The sequence below is a fragment of the Pararhizobium arenae genome (assembly GCF_001931685.1).
In the GTDB taxonomy this organism is placed as follows: domain Bacteria; phylum Pseudomonadota; class Alphaproteobacteria; order Rhizobiales; family Rhizobiaceae; genus Pararhizobium; species Pararhizobium arenae.
In genome coordinates, this window is sequence record NZ_MOOY01000010.1 from 72,811 (window position 1) to 86,974 (window position 14,164).

Consider the following 14,164-nt stretch of genomic DNA (forward strand, 5'->3'; position numbering starts at 1 on the left):
ATTGGGTCTGATATTGAATGGGCTTTATAAACAGCTGGAAACCTCGTTCGCTTGCTGCACAGTTCGTTTTGGCGGGAGGCGTAGTGTCGCTTCTTGCACTAATATTGGTCGGGCTGTTCGTCTCTCGCCTCATCGAGGAGGCGGTGATCCATAATTCAGGCGCGGCCACCGCCCTCTATGTTGATAGTGTTGTTGCCCCGCTGCTGCCGGACATGCAGAAGGAAGAGGTTCTCGACGACGCCAGCGCCCGTGCCCTCGACGAGACGCTAGGGCAGGGCGCGCTCGGCAGTCGCCTATTCTCCTTTAAACTCTGGAGCCGCGACGGTACGATCCTCTACTCGAACCAGAAGGAATTGACCGGCAAGACATTTCCGGTGAACGAAAAGCTAAGGGAAGCTTTCTCGGGTGTATTGGTGGCTCGCTACGACATTGCCAGTGATCCAGAAAGTGCCCTGGAAGCGCGCCTTGGCGCGCCGCTCATGGAAATCTATAATCCGGTGCTTCAGCCTTGGTCAGGGCAGGCTGTCGCGGTGCTGGAGTTTTACGAGACGGCGGACGGGTTGGCGCATAGCCTTTCACAGGCGCGCCTGCAGAGTTGGCTGGCTGTTGCCGGCGTCATTCTCACGTTCTTTCTGGTCCTGTGGGCAATTGTTATGCGTGGAAGTCGAACGATAGAAAACCAGCGACAACTGCTCAATGCGCGCGTCGGCGAGCTTTCGGATATGCTTGCTGAAAACCGGGCTCTCCAGCAACGCCTCAAACGCGCATCGCAACAAGCGGCCGCTCTCAACGAAAGCCATCTTCGCAGCATCGGCGCAGATTTGCACGATGGTCCCGTTCAGAATATCGCTTATGCTTCTCTTCGGTTGGACAGTGATGTGCTTGTCGATGAGTCCACCTCTGCCGAAACACGCGAGAAGGAACTTTCCTGGATCCGTGCCAGCCTGGCAGACGCCCTTACCGAAATCCGCAATATCTGCAGCGGCCTCGTTCTTCCCCAAGTCGAAAGCGCTTCTGTCAGCGAGATCGTGGATCGCGTAGCTCGCGCCCATCGACAGAAGACTGATACCGAGATCGACGTCAAAATTGACGACGATGGAGGGGAACTCGCAGCCGCCGTAAAGATTTGTATCTATCGCTTTGTACAGGAGGCTCTCAACAACGCTTTTCGTCATGGGGGCGGGATTGGGCAGAGTGTGGTGGTCTCCGCCAGAAATGCTCACATAAAGGTCGAGGTGAGCGATCGCGGCGATGGCTTCGATACAGCTAATGTTCGCCCGACCAGCCTCGGCCTCGTTGGCTTAAGAGAGCGGATTGACAGCCTCGGTGGCTCCTTCGACATCCGATCGGGAGAGAACGGAACCACCGTGACGATGACGTTTGAACCCATGGATACGGAAGACGGAAAATGACTGTGATAAAAATTGGTGTCGTGGACGATCACCCGCTTTTTCGAGAAGGCGTAACCCGCAGCCTTTCAGAAACGAAGGATTTTGTTGTTGTGGGTCAGGGCGCAACGGCAGATGACGCTGTCGCGATCGCGTCGGGGTGTCGTCCTGATGTGCTTCTGCTTGACGTATCGATGCCGGGCGATGGCCTTTCGGCGATCGAAGCCGTCCTTGCCGCCAGTGCAAACACAAAGGTGCTGATGTTAACCGCATCGGAGACACTAGACAGTCTGGTCGGCGCGATGCAGCGCGGCGCAAGCGGTTATGTGTTGAAAGGTGTGGGGTCACGCGGTCTGGTCGACGCGATCCGTACTATTCACGCCGGTTCGAAATACGTCACGCCAGCAATGTCGGCAAAGTTCGTGGAGCAATCATTTACGGAAGGCGGCCAGCGCAAGGTTGCCTTGACGCCGCGGGAGCGGGACGTGATGGAGCTCGTTGCTCAAGGACTGTCAAACAAGCATATCGGCCTGAAACTGGATTTGCAGGAAAAGACGGTGAAACACCATATGACGCAGATCCTTACTAAACTCGGCGTGTCCAACAGAACGGAAGCGGCGTTGGCGTGGCGGGACGTCAACGGTGCGCATACCGCCCCAACCGACGAATATCGGCTGATGTCGCCCGCCGGTTGATGATCGTTCTGCCTCTGGCGTCCTTCATGACATAGCGGCCGCCCCAAAGTGTTTCCGTTATGCCGTTCGTGTGCCTTATTTCAATCGATTCTTGCGGAGCATTGGCTTTCGACGCCGGCTTGGAAGCTGGTTCCTTTTTAGATGGCGTCTTGCCGTTGCCGTTCTTGCTTTCGTTGCCTTTGCCTTTGGCATCATTGCCACGATCGCCTCGAATATTATCGCCTCTCCCATTGTCGCTTCTGCCGTTGTTGTTTCCGCCGTTGCCTCTATCGGTTCCATTTTTAGCATATGCCGTTTGCTCAGTCACATAGGGCACAAAAGAGGTGGTATCCACGGTGACGGGCGCGGCTGCGAACAAAATGATCAAGCCGCGATTGATGAGTTTTTTTTGAACAGTCATGAACAAAGACATACAACGTTCCCGCATGATACGGACCCGCAGGCCCGACCTCGCTGGTGCATCCAGTTTATGAAGATTAGAGCGTTTACCGCAATAACCAAGCCCAGCAAAGAACAGGGCGAAATCGCCTTATGCGTGCTCCGGGGGGCAGACGGGTAGGCGAGAGCAAACAATTACGGGCCTGCCCACTGCGTCCTGGAGCTCAATCACTGCCACTCGTTGCTTGCTTCCAGATGTTGCGCCTGTGCGGGAGGCACGCAGGGGCGGCGGGGTCCGCTATAGGGCTGATAAGTATTGTCGTCCGCGCGATACGAGCGGTATCGAGCAGAACACCAGGCGAGGCGTAGGTTTTCCGCTCCATATGCTACAAAACGCGGATCAGCCCCGGGCCTCTCGCCGGCTTTGGCCGCCCGCTGGTTTATATAGGGCGAATCGCAGGAGCGGGTCTGGCCGCTGTAGGAACGGTACGTATTGGTAGCCGCGTCGTAGGAACGGTAGCGATCGACGCACCAGTTAACGTGTGCCGTTGAAAACGAGGGCTGAATTTCTACGATTCCCGGCGCCGGACGCCGCGGCCTTCCTTGTGCGACCTTCCCGGGAGAGGGATTTGTAACATAGGTAGAGTACACGGGTGGAAGCCGCTCGTAGGACTGTCGGCTCAGATCGACCCGGACCGGTGTCGTCGTCCACAGATCAGGAGCGGAGGCGGTTCTGAAAACAAGGTTTTTTGGGGCCTCGGTTATCACCAGGGAGGCCACGGAGGCCGCTCCGGTGCAGACTCCGACAGACGACAAGATGCCGAACGTCAGCGAAAGTATCGCTTTCATGGTCCTGTACCTCGTATCCTTGTTTGCGGTGCCGACTACCACCGGTTGATTCGGTGCTTCCGACCTGCCGCTCGCGACCCGACGGCGCCATTGCCGCGGATCGCGAAGCGAGGGCGTTATGGAGATGTAGCGGGCGTGCTTGCCGGTTTGTCCGCCGAAGGTGCCTCTACGGCGGGGACATTGACATTAACGTCGGTGCCGCCACCGTTACCGCCGCTGATGTCGATCACGCCGGTGAACATCAGCAAGCCGCCGATGACGATGAGCGCGATGACGAGCGCCACAGCCCAACCACCGTTGCCGCTGCTGCCTGTGTTGATCACTGTGGGTCCACGATCGGTCATTTTGAGTTCCTCCTTACGATGACATTGATTTGGAACGTTGGGGCAATACTCAGGGCTGTCCGGCGGTGCGGGTTCACCGCCGGACCAGGAAGCGCCTTGCTTTACGCGCCGCTGCTTCGCTACGCCCTGTCCTGGGTTGGGTTGTGACCCAGGCAAACGTGATGGACTGAGCTTCGAAAATCATGCGGCGATAGCGAAATCGGTGTCTCTGTAAAGCATCGTTGCCTCTTTCGCTTGCCGCATCCTCGATCGCTGCTGCCCAAAAAACACATGAGCCAGGCTTACGTTCCTCCGCCGGGACCTCAGTCCGGGACAGATCAGACCTTGGTCCTATGGCAGGCTATCGACGCTCCGCGATCTACTGCGTGGTGTCACAGTCGTCTGATGAGCAATTGTCAAAAATGTACAAAACGTATTCTCGGGTTGCGACGCAGCTGGCCGTAAGCTATTGCTTTAACTTGAACTGCGTTGCCGCGGGGCCATAACTCATGAAGAAGCGACTGTTCGCTGTGGCGGCGGCTGCGCTGATTCCGACTTTAGGATTGTTGATTTACAACGAGGTCGCTTCTCGCTATCGCCGAACCGAACAAATCAATGCTCAAGCAGCGGCGTCTGCGCGCCTTGCAGCGTCAGAAATTGAGCGTATTCTGGAAGGCGCGCGCAGTCTTCTGATTGCCGTTTCGGCTATCCCATCCGTCAACGACCTCAGCGGTGAGGGCTGCGCCCAGACGCTGAACAGCGTTGCGAGCCGGATTGTTCAGACCGGCGCCATTCTGCTGATCGATAGGCAAGGCAAACTTGTCTGCGACAGTCAGGGACATCCCGCCGGGACCGATTTTTCCGACAGGCCCTATGTTCAGAATGCCTTGCAGGCAAACGACGTCGTTGTTGGCGATTACACGATCAGCAAACTGACCGGCGCAGCAGTGCTGCCGATTGCGATGCCGATCAGGCGGGACGACGAGGTGGTTGGCGTGCTCAGCACAGGCATTCGGTTATCTTGGCTTCAGCAGCGCATTGAAGACCGCGGCGTTGAAGAAGGCGGTGCCGTCACGATTGCGGACAAACAAGGCACGATCATCGCGCGTGTACCCTTTCCAGAGCGATTTGTGGGAACGCGTATCCCGGCACCTTTCGAATCACTCCTTGCCTCAAAGTCTGCGGGCACGATCGAAGTGATGAGCCAGGACGGTACCGAACGCATCCTCGGCTACGAACCGATTACAGATTCCAAGCCGCTTTATGTCAGCGCCGGTGTCTCGACCAAAGAGGCTTTCGCAGAAATCAATCGGGCGACCTGGGCAGGGGTACTGTCGTTGGTGTTGAGCACGCTGGTCGCAGTCTTTGCCGCGCACTGGGTTGGCAAACACTTCATCCTGCAGCCCATAGACCGCATCATGGATACACTGCAGCGGCGACGTAACGGTGAACCCACGGCTCGGACCGGCATGTCTGGCGCGTTCGAGTTGGATACACTCGGACGCACGCTTGACACACTACTCGACCAACTCGACCAGCAGCGTGAGGAATTGGAGAAAACCGACCAGAAGCGGGCGCTGCTCGCCCGTGAACTCAGCCACCGGGTCAAGAACACCCTGACGATCATATCAGCGCTCGCCCGACAGACGTTTAGGCAGGACCGAGACGCTGTTGAGACCTTTAGTGAGCGGATAAGGGCTCTGAGCGGCGCGTACGACCTCTTGCTGTCCGGCACGGACCACAGCACAGATGTCGTTACGCTTGTTAGCAACGCGCTCCAACCATACGGTGATCTTGCAGACAAGAGGTGCCACGCGTCGGGTCCCCCGGCACAAATCACGTCTGACATCGCGCTGGGTCTGTCGCTGATAATTCACGAGCTGGTGACCAATGCGATCAAATATGGCTCGCTCTCAAACGAGACGGGCCATGTCGACATCGGATGGACACTGACCAGGAGCGAGGTGATGTTCTCGTGGCACGAGCGCGGTGGCCCCGCGGTGGTTGCGCCAACAGGCCAAGGCTTCGGATCGAAGCTGATACAGAACGCCTTGCCCGGCGCGGCCGCCGCGAAGATAAGATTTGACTATTTTCCGCAGGGCTTGCGATTTGTCCTTGTCTTTGCCCTTCCGACCAACCCATCTGCCGACCTTGGACCATAACAAAACAGGCCGCCAGGATCGAAAACGTCCTACGCAGCTCGGGCGCTGCCAATCACCTTTCTCGGTTCTCGACGTAACGTGCTGCTCTATGTTTCCAGCGAACAGGTGAGCCTCGCGTTATAGGCGGCCTGACGCCAATTTCCTGCCTACGCAATGGCGCCTCCTTACACCAATCTTTGTTACAGGCTCGGTCCATCAAGTCCTCAACGATCCAAAGATCGAACACATAAGACGTGATCTGCCGCACAGGGCCGCTTCACCTGACCGTGCGGGTGCCTGCACTCGCCAGCCGGCCGTCCTTCAGCCAGCTATGTCGCTCGTTTAGTCTCATGCCCAATATGTCTAGGATTTCGGTGGGGATAACGGCAGACGTTAGAGACCGTCCAGCGCTTTCGTCACCGCGCCGACTGCCGAGTAAATTCGTGTTTCCGGACCGCCGGGATCTGAAGCAAAATGCCGTTTGCGCGTACGGACGACCCGACTGTTGCAGCAGGACAGAGTTTCAAGTCTGGGTAGCGTGAAGTAGATGGGTTGCCGTCACTTGGGGTCAACTCGGCGCCAACCTACGTCAAATGGGCGCCAAGCCGGGTATCAACCTGCCGTCGACATCTTTTGCCTCTTGCGATAATTTCAAAAGTTGGGTGATCAACGCGTCAAACCATATACAAAGGCGAGAAAACCGACCACGACCGCGGCAGTCAGGGGTTGTGATTGAACTTCATCCTGCAGCCTTGAAAATGCGACCTGTTTGGCGCCAGCGGCCGTGTCGCGGACGGCCTGCTGCAGACGATCAACCTCTGCTTTGAGTGCGCGCACGTCTTCCCGGTCTTGTCCACCTCGGTCTGTCGCTGCCAATGCCTCGTCTACCAATGGGGCAGGCTCCGAAAGGGGCGTAAAGTTTCCCGCTCCGTCGAAAGAATTTGTCATTTGGATCTCCGCTTCCGCTATTGGACTTTCTCTGTCCCTGATGGTGAGACAGTTTGAGATTCCCCGCCGGTCCCCGACTGGGGCGTTGGGTCGCGATCCGTTGGCGCTGGTTGCATTGCTTCACCTTCGGGCGGAGTATTATCGATGAGCTGCTGATTTGTTGCTGGGTCTTGGTCCCCAGCAGCAGCAGGGGCTTGGGTTTCCGTGACACTGTCGCTATCGACGGTTTCGCCGTAAAACTCGGCCAATCCCCACGCGAGAAGCGCAAGCGTAAGCCCGCCAATCAACACCATCAACACTGGCCGGCCGGAAAAGCCCTGACGGGCTTCTGTGGCCGTTTCCGTGACCGGGTGCCGGGGTGCGCGTGTTGCAAATTTTTCGTCCTTCGAGAGGGGCATTGGCATAATCCTGTGGTCAGCTTGCCGCTTGCGTCTGAGCCTTACCAGAAGACCGGACATTACTTGCTGTTGCCCGGCAAGGTTAGTGGATGATATTGGCTTCCTTGGCGGCGGTAATGAAGATTTCCCGCGCTTCCTCAGCATCCTTGCGCCCTGCAACTGCCGCCCGGCAAAGGCTGCGTGCCCTGACGTAGCCCGGACCGCGAAGGTCAGGCCACTCGTCTAGCAGTACCGCTAGCGCCTCGAACGGGCCGTTGACTTGCACCTCGCCGCTGATCGGCGCTTCAATTTTTACGGGTTCGTTCCATTTCATTGTCATCGATTTTCTCCTTCGCATCCGTCTAACCGGGAATCGCGGAATTGGTTCCTAGTACCCGGGAACTTCTTGGGCGCGCATAACTGCGGTTGGCCGCGGCGTAAGACATTTCATTTTTTCCCGTCGTTCGGACGAGCCTTGTCGCCTTTGTTCGTCTTGGTGGACGTGGTCTTCGCATCGGGCGACTGACCAAGATGTGTCCCGCCCAGGTGGCCGCCGCCGGATGTGTTTTTGCCTTCAGGATCCTTGCTGGTCATTTCATTCTCCTCATGATGAAAACAGCCGAACCGTGGCCTTAACCGAAAGTTCCCGCTCCCGAAGTCTTAACGTGACGAAGCCGTGAGGGCGTCGGGAACAATTGGGTGCAAATCTTGTTCGACGCGGAAATGGATGCGGAGGTTCTATGAGAAAAGTTGAAGGAAAAGCATTGATCGTCGCTATGGCCTTTATCGCGGCCGGTGCAGCATTTGCGCTTTATGTGTCGAGCTATCAGGACAGTGGGACAGCATCGGTTTCTGGGAAGGAAACGGTTGGGGATCAGCCCGCCGGTCCTGAGAACGAGCAGGCTTTGCCTGGCCAGAAGGAATGATCGCAGTACATTATTCGTGCGGCAAGCCCGGAAAACTTTGCCTTTGGTGACTTGGGACCTTTTTGAAAAACGGCTAGAGTTTACCTGTAGCGCAGTGCATCAATGCTTCTCATAAAGTCTTTTGACCTTTTCATCCTGACGCCGCTTATCTGCTGGCCTCAGTCGTTTCTGACGTAGTACGCCAAACGCCAAAACCGCGCCTAGAAGAAAGGCGCCACCGGCAGTGGCGAAGAGCCAGATGTAATTTTCCATAGTATCGCTCCTGTGCTAGTCGCATCCCTAACGGGGATCCCAGGCGCAGGTTCCTTATTTCCTGCTCTGAGGGCGGAAGGTTCACTCAAAACGCCGTATTTGAAGGAAAATGGTGCTGTATGGGGAACGAGCCGCCCGAGAGCGGCTCGTCAACTTCACATTTGTTCTGCCTGAGCCCCACTGTTAGGCATGGCAGCGCCTAGTACAGGCTTCTGGCCGAGTGGAGACATAGGCCCCGCAGCAAAATTTCCCTTGCCATCAATCGAAGGGCCGGCCGCCCACCGCCCGGCGACAGGGTCAGTGCCGTCTGCTTGGAATCCGAGGAAGGCGTAGCTGAACTCCTGTTTTTCCTGTTCCTGCGGGAAACTGTTAGGGATCGGGAACGCCCCTGTGGCACCGCCCAATTCTTCCAGGGCAGCCAGCCACTGATTTTGGTGCATCGTGTCGCGGGCGATAAGGAACGACAACATGTCCTTCATACCGGGATCACTGGTCATGTTGAAAAGGCGCACAGCAAGCACGCGCCCCGTAGACTCGGCTGCGACATTTGCCGTCATGTCTGCGGCTATATTACCGCTGGCATAGATGTGCGACATATTGAAAGGGACGCCATCTGAATCGACCGGCATCGCTGAGAGCCCGGCAGACAGGAGGTTCTTCATGTTCAATCCGCCCAGTACCGCGCCACCCACTGGGTCTGCCGCCACGTCTTCCTGGAGGCTCAGGGGCGCGCCCTCCAAGTTCATTGCGACTGCGGTTGCAAGCATTTCAATGTGGCCAAGTTCTTCAGCCGCAGTGTTTATCAGGAGATCGCGGAATTTCGGGTTGCCTCGGGCGCCGCAGGCCTGGAAGAAGTATTGCATCGCCACCCGGATTTCACCTTCGACGCCACCTATTGCCTGCTGCAAGGCGCGAGCAAACAATGGGTCCGGCGTTTCCACCCGAACCGGATATTGCAGTTTCCCATCGGTATAAAACATTGGCTTTCCTTTCTGTTGGAAGACCGCCAACAAGCGGGTTGCCAAAAAGTTTCCCCGAGATGGAAGTTTCGTTTCTGACCAGACAGCGGGAACTTCAGGTGCAAGAGTCTGTTCGTTGCAGATCACGACAGGAGCCAACGATGACTTTGCAACTATCACTGACCAGTACGGATCTTGCCCCCATCGTCGAAACCGCCTCCGGTGCCCGGCAGTTTGCTCTGGACCTGTGTTACAGTCGTTTCATGATCGTCAACGTGATATTTTACGGAAATCCTGCGAGTGAAGGGGGCTGGACGCTCATCGACACCGGTTTGCCGACATCGGCCAGGACGATTATCAAGGCAGCCAAACACCGCTTTGGAAAAGACGCGCGGCCAACAGCGATCATCATGACCCACGCCCACTTCGATCACGCGGGTTCGCTCGAGACGTTGGCTGAACATTGGGACGTACCTGTCTACGCCCATCCTCTGGAGGCGCCTTACTTGAGCGGAGAAGCCTCTTACCCGCCTGCCGATCCGATGGTCGGCGGCGGCGTAGTTGCGCTTCTTTCACCGGTGTTTCCACGCTCACCTGTCGATGTCCGTCCCTGGCTGAGAAATTTGCCCTTTGATCAATCAGTTCCGGGTATGCCAGGCTGGACATGGATTCACACGCCCGGCCACACGCCGGGACATGTTTCCCTGTGGCGCGAAGAAGATAGGACGCTCATTGCCGGCGACGCAATTGTTACGACCGGTCAAGAGTCGATTTACGAGGTGATCACGCAGCAACCCGAAATGCACGGCCCGCCTCGTTATCTCACAGCGGACTGGGAGGACGCGGAAAAATCCGTCCAACTTCTGGCTTCTTTGGAGCCTGAGCTTTTGATCAGCGGGCATGGGCAACCGGTGAAAGGTAGCGGCATGCGGGAACGTCTGCATCAGCTTGCAGCGGATTTTCAGGCAATAGCCGTCCCTCCCGGAGGACGCTATGCAATCGATCCAGCCAAGCCGGGCAAGCATGACAATGATGCTTATCGATAGGTTCGTGTTTCAGCTCGCGATCGCATTGCAAACGTCGTGGCTGTTCTTCTTGTGGAAATTTACGGGCCGATGTTACACCAATATTGGATTTGGCGACGCCCAAGTCGATTTTGCTGTAAGCCGTTTAAGGGGAACAGATGTTTCAAAGGGCTCGGGACCGCTGAAAAACGATAGGCACGAAAAGCATCGCCCTAAGACGCTGTTGCAACAACTCGCTTCGAGGCCAGACAAACTGTTTTCGGGAGCATTTCGACAGCAGGTGGCAGCGTTATGTTTCCGGCCCGTTCCGGAGACCAAAGAGATCGAGATTCTCGTCATCACGTCTCGCGACAGTGGCCGTTGGGTCATTCCGAAGGGATGGCCGATGAAAGGCAAATCTTTGTCACAGGCTGCAGCCATTGAGGCGCTTCAGGAAGCAGGTGTTCGTGGCAAAGTTCGAAAGAGACCTGTCGGCAACTACACCTACTTGAAGATGCTTGACGACGGCCAAGTCGTGCCGTGCATTGTAGACGTCTTCCAGATGGAAGTGTCAGAGATCGTGCAGAGGTTCAAGGAGAAAGGCGAACGTCAGGTCGCCTGGGTCACCCGTGCTGAGGCTGCAAGGCGCCTACGGGAAATCGAGCTAAAATCCTTGGTCATCGATTTTTCGCCTCGATAGCCGATGAACGAGGGCTTGCCGCTTCTTATCAGCCCAGCCCCATTCCGCCGGAGCTCCTGAGTTCGTCAATATTACCGAGGAGGCTCATTGCTCAACGAACAATTGCACCGCTTTTCGACGATTGCAGCCTTGTTTCTTGAGTTGAGCCCAGTTTCTGACAATGCAGAATGGCCATCGCCATGAGGTATGAGAGAAACGCGTCGTTCCGAGCATCTGCGAACGATTTTACGAGCATGACGTGATCAACAATGTGAGGTGTAGTGGTCATGGCGGTCTCACTAGGGGTTGCAAACTCATAGTGTCCGTTTATATGAGGTGTGCAACTCCATATTTTAACCTATAAGTTTTAGTAGTTTGTTCTAAAATTAATCTAGACCATTTTAGTTCGCCAAACTCTCTTATTCTCAAGCTCAAAAGTCATTCGAATGCCAAAGGCCATCTCCCGCACGCACATGCTGTTATGGCAAAGACGCATAGAACAAGAATTTCGCAAAGGGACTTCGCCGGGAGAGGCTGTGGCGATCTTGAGACAATTGGTCAGCGCACAGGAGAGCGTCGATCAGGACGAGGCCGTATCGGACAAGCCCACCTTTTCGCCGTCGATTTTCAGGAAAGCATAATAGAGTTCAGATGAACTTATACGAGGTGGCAAGGCCCGATCGTGACGTCGGAACCTTGCCGTTGCTCAGGGTTTCCGCCCATGAACCATTGTATTCTACGATCCGAATATTGCCGCTTTGTTATCGCTGGCCGCGAGTATTCAGTGGCGAGACATCACCAGCTTGAAGTCCTCGTGAGCCGCAAACCCGTTTGGATCCTCGGATTTCAAATGTTGGGATATGGATTGCAGAGACAGGGTCAGGCAATAGACCGTCTGGTCCATTCCAAGATCATGGGCCGCATTTCTGGCAAAAGCAATCATGCGGGCGAGGCTTGCAATGTCTTCGTCGCGCGCTTCCGGGCCGATCTCATGTGTTGCGTTTTCTGAAGTCCTAGCCATAGCCCAATCCGTTTCTAAAGCATTGATTTGGATGAGCCTAACCCACTTGTCGTGCTGTTGGGCGTGACATGAGCGTGACATATACAATTGCGGCATGTCAGATTGTCGATGCAATTTCGAAGCGCCTGCACATTTCCTGCCAGATCGTCGTTTCTTGGAAGACCCAAAGGCGCGATGGGGAGAGGCGCCGTTCGGGAATTTGGTGCAATAGCCGGAGCAATTCGATGGCATCCAGACGCTTTTGATCAACATAGGCCGACACAAGCAGATGTTCGAGCACGTTGCCGTCACAAGCCGACTTGGCGGAGGCGACGATGCGCTTCCAGGTTCGCTGCTTGAAGAACAGCTTTTCGGCAGCAACACCAAGCATTTCGGCATCTGCAGGATGGAGTTTGCCGATCTGCGTCAAGGCTTGCAAAGTTGCTCGGACATTAACCAACGGCAAGGTGATGGGCCGACTTCCGAGTTCCGCTGGGCCATGAAGCAGCGCAACATCTGCGTCATCGACAAGTTCGCCCGACGCGTACCCTCGAAAAATCGTTCCGACGCCAATCATCCCATACGTTTCGCACTCGGCAGCGCGAAGCGCGCCCATGCTGGACGCTCCGAGCACGGTCACACCGAGCGAGAGGGCGTACAGAATTTCCTTGTGCCAGATCGGTGCCGTATACTCGAAGCCGCCGTCAATCAGGCCAATGGCCGTCGCGCCATCGCGCACGGCCCGCAAGATGTCTCCCTGGACGGCGGACGGTTTGACGACAACATCTGCGCTCACGAGGTCGAGGACGTCCGGCAGTGTGGGTCCAACAAAGACAATCTTCATGAAAGCAAGGCCCTGGACAGGGCCCGCGGCCCAAAACGCCGCGCTCTGGCGTCGTCAGGATTCTCGAGAGCTGGGATAAAGATTTTGACGACGCTGAACGGCAGACCGGGAGAATGCAGAGGAACCGCGATCACGCGCGGCACCCTTGCCGCCTTCAGCCGATCGAGAGTTTGCTCAAGCAGTTCTCCGATACCAAGCGGGGGTGCGGGTTGGTATATGGCGCTCTCTATCGCCTTCGACTTGAACGCCAGTCCGGTTTCAGCCGGCAGCGGCTGTTCGAATGTCTGCCGGTACGCATCATCCCGCGCACCGCTGATGAAGGTCATGCGTGACTGGGCCGCTTCCGTCATCGCTCGCATCACGGCGCGTTGCGGGTCAGGATGTGTGCCGCAGCCGTATGTGACATCGACATACCGGAGAGATCGGTTTTTCTCTATGTCCTGAGGTGCAAGGAAACACGCAAATGTTGGAATGCCGATATCACTGGTTATGTCGAACAATCGGAAGGTCAGATCCGCTGATCCAAATTGCTCCACCAAGCCAATCACAGCAGCGCTTTGAAAACTCTTCGGGTCAACGCATGCCTTATATCGGCGCTCCGCAGCCGTGACCTGCCAAAGAACAAAAGCGTCGCGCTCAATCCGCTCCAGTATGCCATGCAGGATCGCTTCCTGGGTGGTATTGCCCGAGGCCAGTCCGTCAGATGACATCCAGTACCGATGATCGGTTCGCGTGCGGTCAAGGACGGCTGCATCGCCTGGCACGTAGGCGCGCTGCCGACTGATGAGTTCCTGCCCGGAAAGCCAGCTTATTTCCTCATAGTTGTTTGGGACCGACTGGCCGAGTGCGAGGAGTTCAGGTACGGCATCGACAATAGCACCTTCCGCCATCAAGGTTTTCATATCAGCCAAACGCCCCGGCATTGCGGGCGCCCCTGCGGTTGCTCGCTCGAGCGCCTCCATGACAGCCGAGATACGTGCATCCGCATCCGTAAGCCCTTTACCCTGAGCCACCACAATGGATCGTGAGTTGGGAGTATAAGCACACCATACCGGAACCCCGATGTGATCGAGGCCGGTATGGCGCGCAACACGCGTGATACCAAATTGCTTGAGATAGGGAGAGACGCGATTGAACGTCTCGTCAGGAGAGCACGCGCGGTCCACTGGCAGTGGTCAGCTTATGGATCGAGAAGGCCAGAAGATACTTTTGCTGCTGACGATACCGCGATTGCGAAATCGACGCCCTTGATAACGGTGGAGCCGCCAGTCCGAAGTTCATTGGCGGATCCAAGTGCGCCGTCGGCGGGTGCATCGATCTGAGATACCGTGCCAGCCTCAAGATCGGCAAGCCACAAGCCTGGCTCACCGGGAATGCCCAATACAACTACCTTTGCCATGT

Annotated in this window: 19 protein-coding genes; 6 read left to right on the forward strand and 13 right to left on the reverse strand. The window is 56.4% G+C overall.

Features of this window, described 5'->3' with window-relative positions; all coding sequences use genetic code 11:
- Positions 1-17 precede the first annotated feature (17 nt).
- Together BLX89_RS20725 and BLX89_RS20730 are read left to right on the forward strand one after the other, a co-directional pair.
- Positions 18-1,412: a sensor histidine kinase gene (locus BLX89_RS20725; RefSeq protein WP_075292876.1), complete on the forward strand. Its 1,395-nt coding sequence runs from the start codon at positions 18-20 to the stop codon at positions 1,410-1,412.
- Complete coding sequence (locus BLX89_RS20730) at positions 1,409-2,083, forward strand: response regulator (RefSeq protein ID WP_075292877.1); 675 nt, start codon at positions 1,409-1,411, stop codon at positions 2,081-2,083. The genes BLX89_RS20725 and BLX89_RS20730 overlap by 4 nt, the downstream gene beginning before the upstream one ends.
- Here the strand turns inward: BLX89_RS20730 and BLX89_RS20735 are convergent.
- The 3 genes from BLX89_RS20735 to BLX89_RS20745 all read right to left on the reverse strand — a co-directional run bounded on the left by BLX89_RS20735 (position 2,025) and on the right by BLX89_RS20745 (position 3,654).
- Complete coding sequence (locus BLX89_RS20735; protein WP_083637779.1) at positions 2,025-2,495, reverse strand: hypothetical protein; 471 nt, start codon at positions 2,493-2,495, stop codon at positions 2,025-2,027. The genes BLX89_RS20730 and BLX89_RS20735 overlap by 59 nt on opposite strands.
- Positions 2,496-2,689: 194 nt before the next feature.
- Positions 2,690-3,310 carry a BA14K family protein gene (locus BLX89_RS20740; protein ID WP_075292955.1) on the reverse strand — a complete coding sequence of 207 codons (621 nt, stop codon included), beginning with the start codon at positions 3,308-3,310 and terminating at the stop codon, positions 2,690-2,692.
- A gap of 116 nt (positions 3,311-3,426) precedes the next feature.
- On the reverse strand, positions 3,427-3,654 hold the full coding sequence (locus tag BLX89_RS20745; protein ID WP_075292878.1) for a hypothetical protein: 228 nt from the start codon (positions 3,652-3,654) through the stop codon (positions 3,427-3,429).
- Positions 3,655-4,142: 488 nt separating this feature from the next.
- Here BLX89_RS20745 and BLX89_RS20750 point away from each other — a divergent pair, with 488 nt between their 5' ends.
- Complete coding sequence (locus BLX89_RS20750; protein ID WP_075292879.1) at positions 4,143-5,795, forward strand: sensor histidine kinase; 1,653 nt, start codon at positions 4,143-4,145, stop codon at positions 5,793-5,795.
- Positions 5,796-6,440: 645 nt separating this feature from the next.
- Here the strand turns inward: BLX89_RS20750 and BLX89_RS20755 are convergent.
- The 4 genes from BLX89_RS20755 to BLX89_RS24825 all read right to left on the reverse strand — a co-directional run bounded on the left by BLX89_RS20755 (position 6,441) and on the right by BLX89_RS24825 (position 7,693).
- Positions 6,441-6,722, reverse strand: a complete 282-nt coding sequence (locus BLX89_RS20755) for a hypothetical protein (protein ID WP_075292880.1) — start codon at positions 6,720-6,722, stop codon at positions 6,441-6,443.
- Positions 6,723-6,739: 17 nt separating this feature from the next.
- Positions 6,740-7,120, reverse strand: a complete 381-nt coding sequence (locus BLX89_RS25505) for a hypothetical protein (RefSeq protein ID WP_075292956.1) — start codon at positions 7,118-7,120, stop codon at positions 6,740-6,742.
- A gap of 82 nt (positions 7,121-7,202) precedes the next feature.
- Positions 7,203-7,439: a DUF982 domain-containing protein gene (locus BLX89_RS20765; RefSeq protein ID WP_075292881.1), complete on the reverse strand. Its 237-nt coding sequence runs from the start codon at positions 7,437-7,439 to the stop codon at positions 7,203-7,205.
- 107 nt (positions 7,440-7,546) lie between these two features.
- Positions 7,547-7,693 carry a hypothetical protein gene (locus BLX89_RS24825; protein WP_198935177.1) on the reverse strand — a complete coding sequence of 49 codons (147 nt, stop codon included), beginning with the start codon at positions 7,691-7,693 and terminating at the stop codon, positions 7,547-7,549.
- Between the two features lie 146 nt (positions 7,694-7,839).
- On the opposite strand from BLX89_RS24825, the gene BLX89_RS24410 reads away from it, so the two are divergent.
- Complete coding sequence (locus BLX89_RS24410) at positions 7,840-8,025, forward strand: hypothetical protein (RefSeq protein WP_143523708.1); 186 nt, start codon at positions 7,840-7,842, stop codon at positions 8,023-8,025.
- Positions 8,026-8,124: 99 nt separating this feature from the next.
- Here the strand turns inward: BLX89_RS24410 and BLX89_RS24830 are convergent, their stop codons facing one another.
- Together BLX89_RS24830 and BLX89_RS20770 are read right to left on the reverse strand one after the other, a co-directional pair.
- Positions 8,125-8,277, reverse strand: a complete 153-nt coding sequence (locus BLX89_RS24830; protein ID WP_198935178.1) for a hypothetical protein — start codon at positions 8,275-8,277, stop codon at positions 8,125-8,127.
- Between the two features lie 155 nt (positions 8,278-8,432).
- Entirely contained in the window at positions 8,433-9,257 is an 825-nt protein-coding gene (locus BLX89_RS20770; RefSeq protein WP_075292882.1) for a manganese catalase family protein, read from the reverse strand.
- A gap of 140 nt (positions 9,258-9,397) precedes the next feature.
- Here BLX89_RS20770 and BLX89_RS20775 point away from each other — a divergent pair, with 140 nt between their 5' ends.
- Both BLX89_RS20775 and BLX89_RS20780 read left to right on the forward strand, forming a co-directional pair.
- Positions 9,398-10,282 carry an MBL fold metallo-hydrolase gene (locus BLX89_RS20775; protein WP_075292883.1) on the forward strand — a complete coding sequence of 295 codons (885 nt, stop codon included), beginning with the start codon at positions 9,398-9,400 and terminating at the stop codon, positions 10,280-10,282.
- Between the two features lie 160 nt (positions 10,283-10,442).
- Positions 10,443-10,940: an NUDIX hydrolase gene (locus tag BLX89_RS20780; RefSeq protein WP_075292957.1), complete on the forward strand. Its 498-nt coding sequence runs from the start codon at positions 10,443-10,445 to the stop codon at positions 10,938-10,940.
- Positions 10,941-11,700: 760 nt separating this feature from the next.
- Here the strand turns inward: BLX89_RS20780 and BLX89_RS20790 are convergent.
- The 4 genes from BLX89_RS20790 to BLX89_RS20805 all read right to left on the reverse strand — a co-directional run bounded on the left by BLX89_RS20790 (position 11,701) and on the right by BLX89_RS20805 (position 14,162).
- Positions 11,701-11,940 (reverse strand): hypothetical protein, encoded by a 240-nt coding sequence (locus BLX89_RS20790; protein WP_143523709.1) that lies wholly within the window; start codon positions 11,938-11,940, stop codon positions 11,701-11,703.
- A gap of 97 nt (positions 11,941-12,037) precedes the next feature.
- Entirely contained in the window at positions 12,038-12,763 is a 726-nt protein-coding gene (locus BLX89_RS20795) for a TfuA-like protein (protein ID WP_075292886.1), read from the reverse strand.
- Positions 12,760-13,929, reverse strand: a complete 1,170-nt coding sequence (locus BLX89_RS20800) for a YcaO-like family protein (RefSeq protein ID WP_075292887.1) — start codon at positions 13,927-13,929, stop codon at positions 12,760-12,762. Before BLX89_RS20800 ends, BLX89_RS20795 begins: the two co-directional genes overlap by 4 nt.
- A gap of 14 nt (positions 13,930-13,943) precedes the next feature.
- On the reverse strand, positions 13,944-14,162 hold the full coding sequence (locus BLX89_RS20805) for a hypothetical protein (RefSeq protein WP_075292958.1): 219 nt from the start codon (positions 14,160-14,162) through the stop codon (positions 13,944-13,946).
- Positions 14,163-14,164 lie beyond the last annotated feature (2 nt).

What these genes read in the sequence shown, in the direction of transcription:
- BLX89_RS20725 (WP_075292876.1), top strand. Translation starts at nt 18, where the DNA reads ATGGGCTTTATAAACAGCTGGAAACCTCGTTCGCTTGCTGCACAGTTC.
- BLX89_RS24830 (WP_198935178.1), bottom strand. Translation starts at nt 8,277, where the DNA reads ATGGAAAATTACATCTGGCTCTTCGCCACTGCCGGTGGCGCCTTTCTT.
- BLX89_RS20775 (WP_075292883.1), top strand. Translation starts at nt 9,398, where the DNA reads ATGACTTTGCAACTATCACTGACCAGTACGGATCTTGCCCCCATCGTC.
- BLX89_RS20795 (WP_075292886.1), bottom strand. Translation starts at nt 12,763, where the DNA reads ATGAAGATTGTCTTTGTTGGACCCACACTGCCGGACGTCCTCGACCTC.
- BLX89_RS20740 (WP_075292955.1), bottom strand. Translation starts at nt 3,310, where the DNA reads ATGAAAGCGATACTTTCGCTGACGTTCGGCATCTTGTCGTCTGTCGGA.
- BLX89_RS20730 (WP_075292877.1), top strand. Translation starts at nt 1,409, where the DNA reads ATGACTGTGATAAAAATTGGTGTCGTGGACGATCACCCGCTTTTTCGA.
- BLX89_RS20755 (WP_075292880.1), bottom strand. Translation starts at nt 6,722, where the DNA reads ATGACAAATTCTTTCGACGGAGCGGGAAACTTTACGCCCCTTTCGGAG.
- BLX89_RS20765 (WP_075292881.1), bottom strand. Translation starts at nt 7,439, where the DNA reads ATGACAATGAAATGGAACGAACCCGTAAAAATTGAAGCGCCGATCAGC.
- BLX89_RS20770 (WP_075292882.1), bottom strand. Translation starts at nt 9,257, where the DNA reads ATGTTTTATACCGATGGGAAACTGCAATATCCGGTTCGGGTGGAAACG.
- BLX89_RS20805 (WP_075292958.1), bottom strand. Translation starts at nt 14,162, where the DNA reads ATGGCAAAGGTAGTTGTATTGGGCATTCCCGGTGAGCCAGGCTTGTGG.
- BLX89_RS20735 (WP_083637779.1), bottom strand. Translation starts at nt 2,495, where the DNA reads ATGTCTTTGTTCATGACTGTTCAAAAAAAACTCATCAATCGCGGCTTG.
- BLX89_RS24825 (WP_198935177.1), bottom strand. Translation starts at nt 7,693, where the DNA reads ATGACCAGCAAGGATCCTGAAGGCAAAAACACATCCGGCGGCGGCCAC.
- BLX89_RS20750 (WP_075292879.1), top strand. Translation starts at nt 4,143, where the DNA reads ATGAAGAAGCGACTGTTCGCTGTGGCGGCGGCTGCGCTGATTCCGACT.
- BLX89_RS24410 (WP_143523708.1), top strand. Translation starts at nt 7,840, where the DNA reads ATGAGAAAAGTTGAAGGAAAAGCATTGATCGTCGCTATGGCCTTTATC.
- BLX89_RS20790 (WP_143523709.1), bottom strand. Translation starts at nt 11,940, where the DNA reads ATGGCTAGGACTTCAGAAAACGCAACACATGAGATCGGCCCGGAAGCG.
- BLX89_RS25505 (WP_075292956.1), bottom strand. Translation starts at nt 7,120, where the DNA reads ATGCCCCTCTCGAAGGACGAAAAATTTGCAACACGCGCACCCCGGCAC.
- BLX89_RS20745 (WP_075292878.1), bottom strand. Translation starts at nt 3,654, where the DNA reads ATGACCGATCGTGGACCCACAGTGATCAACACAGGCAGCAGCGGCAAC.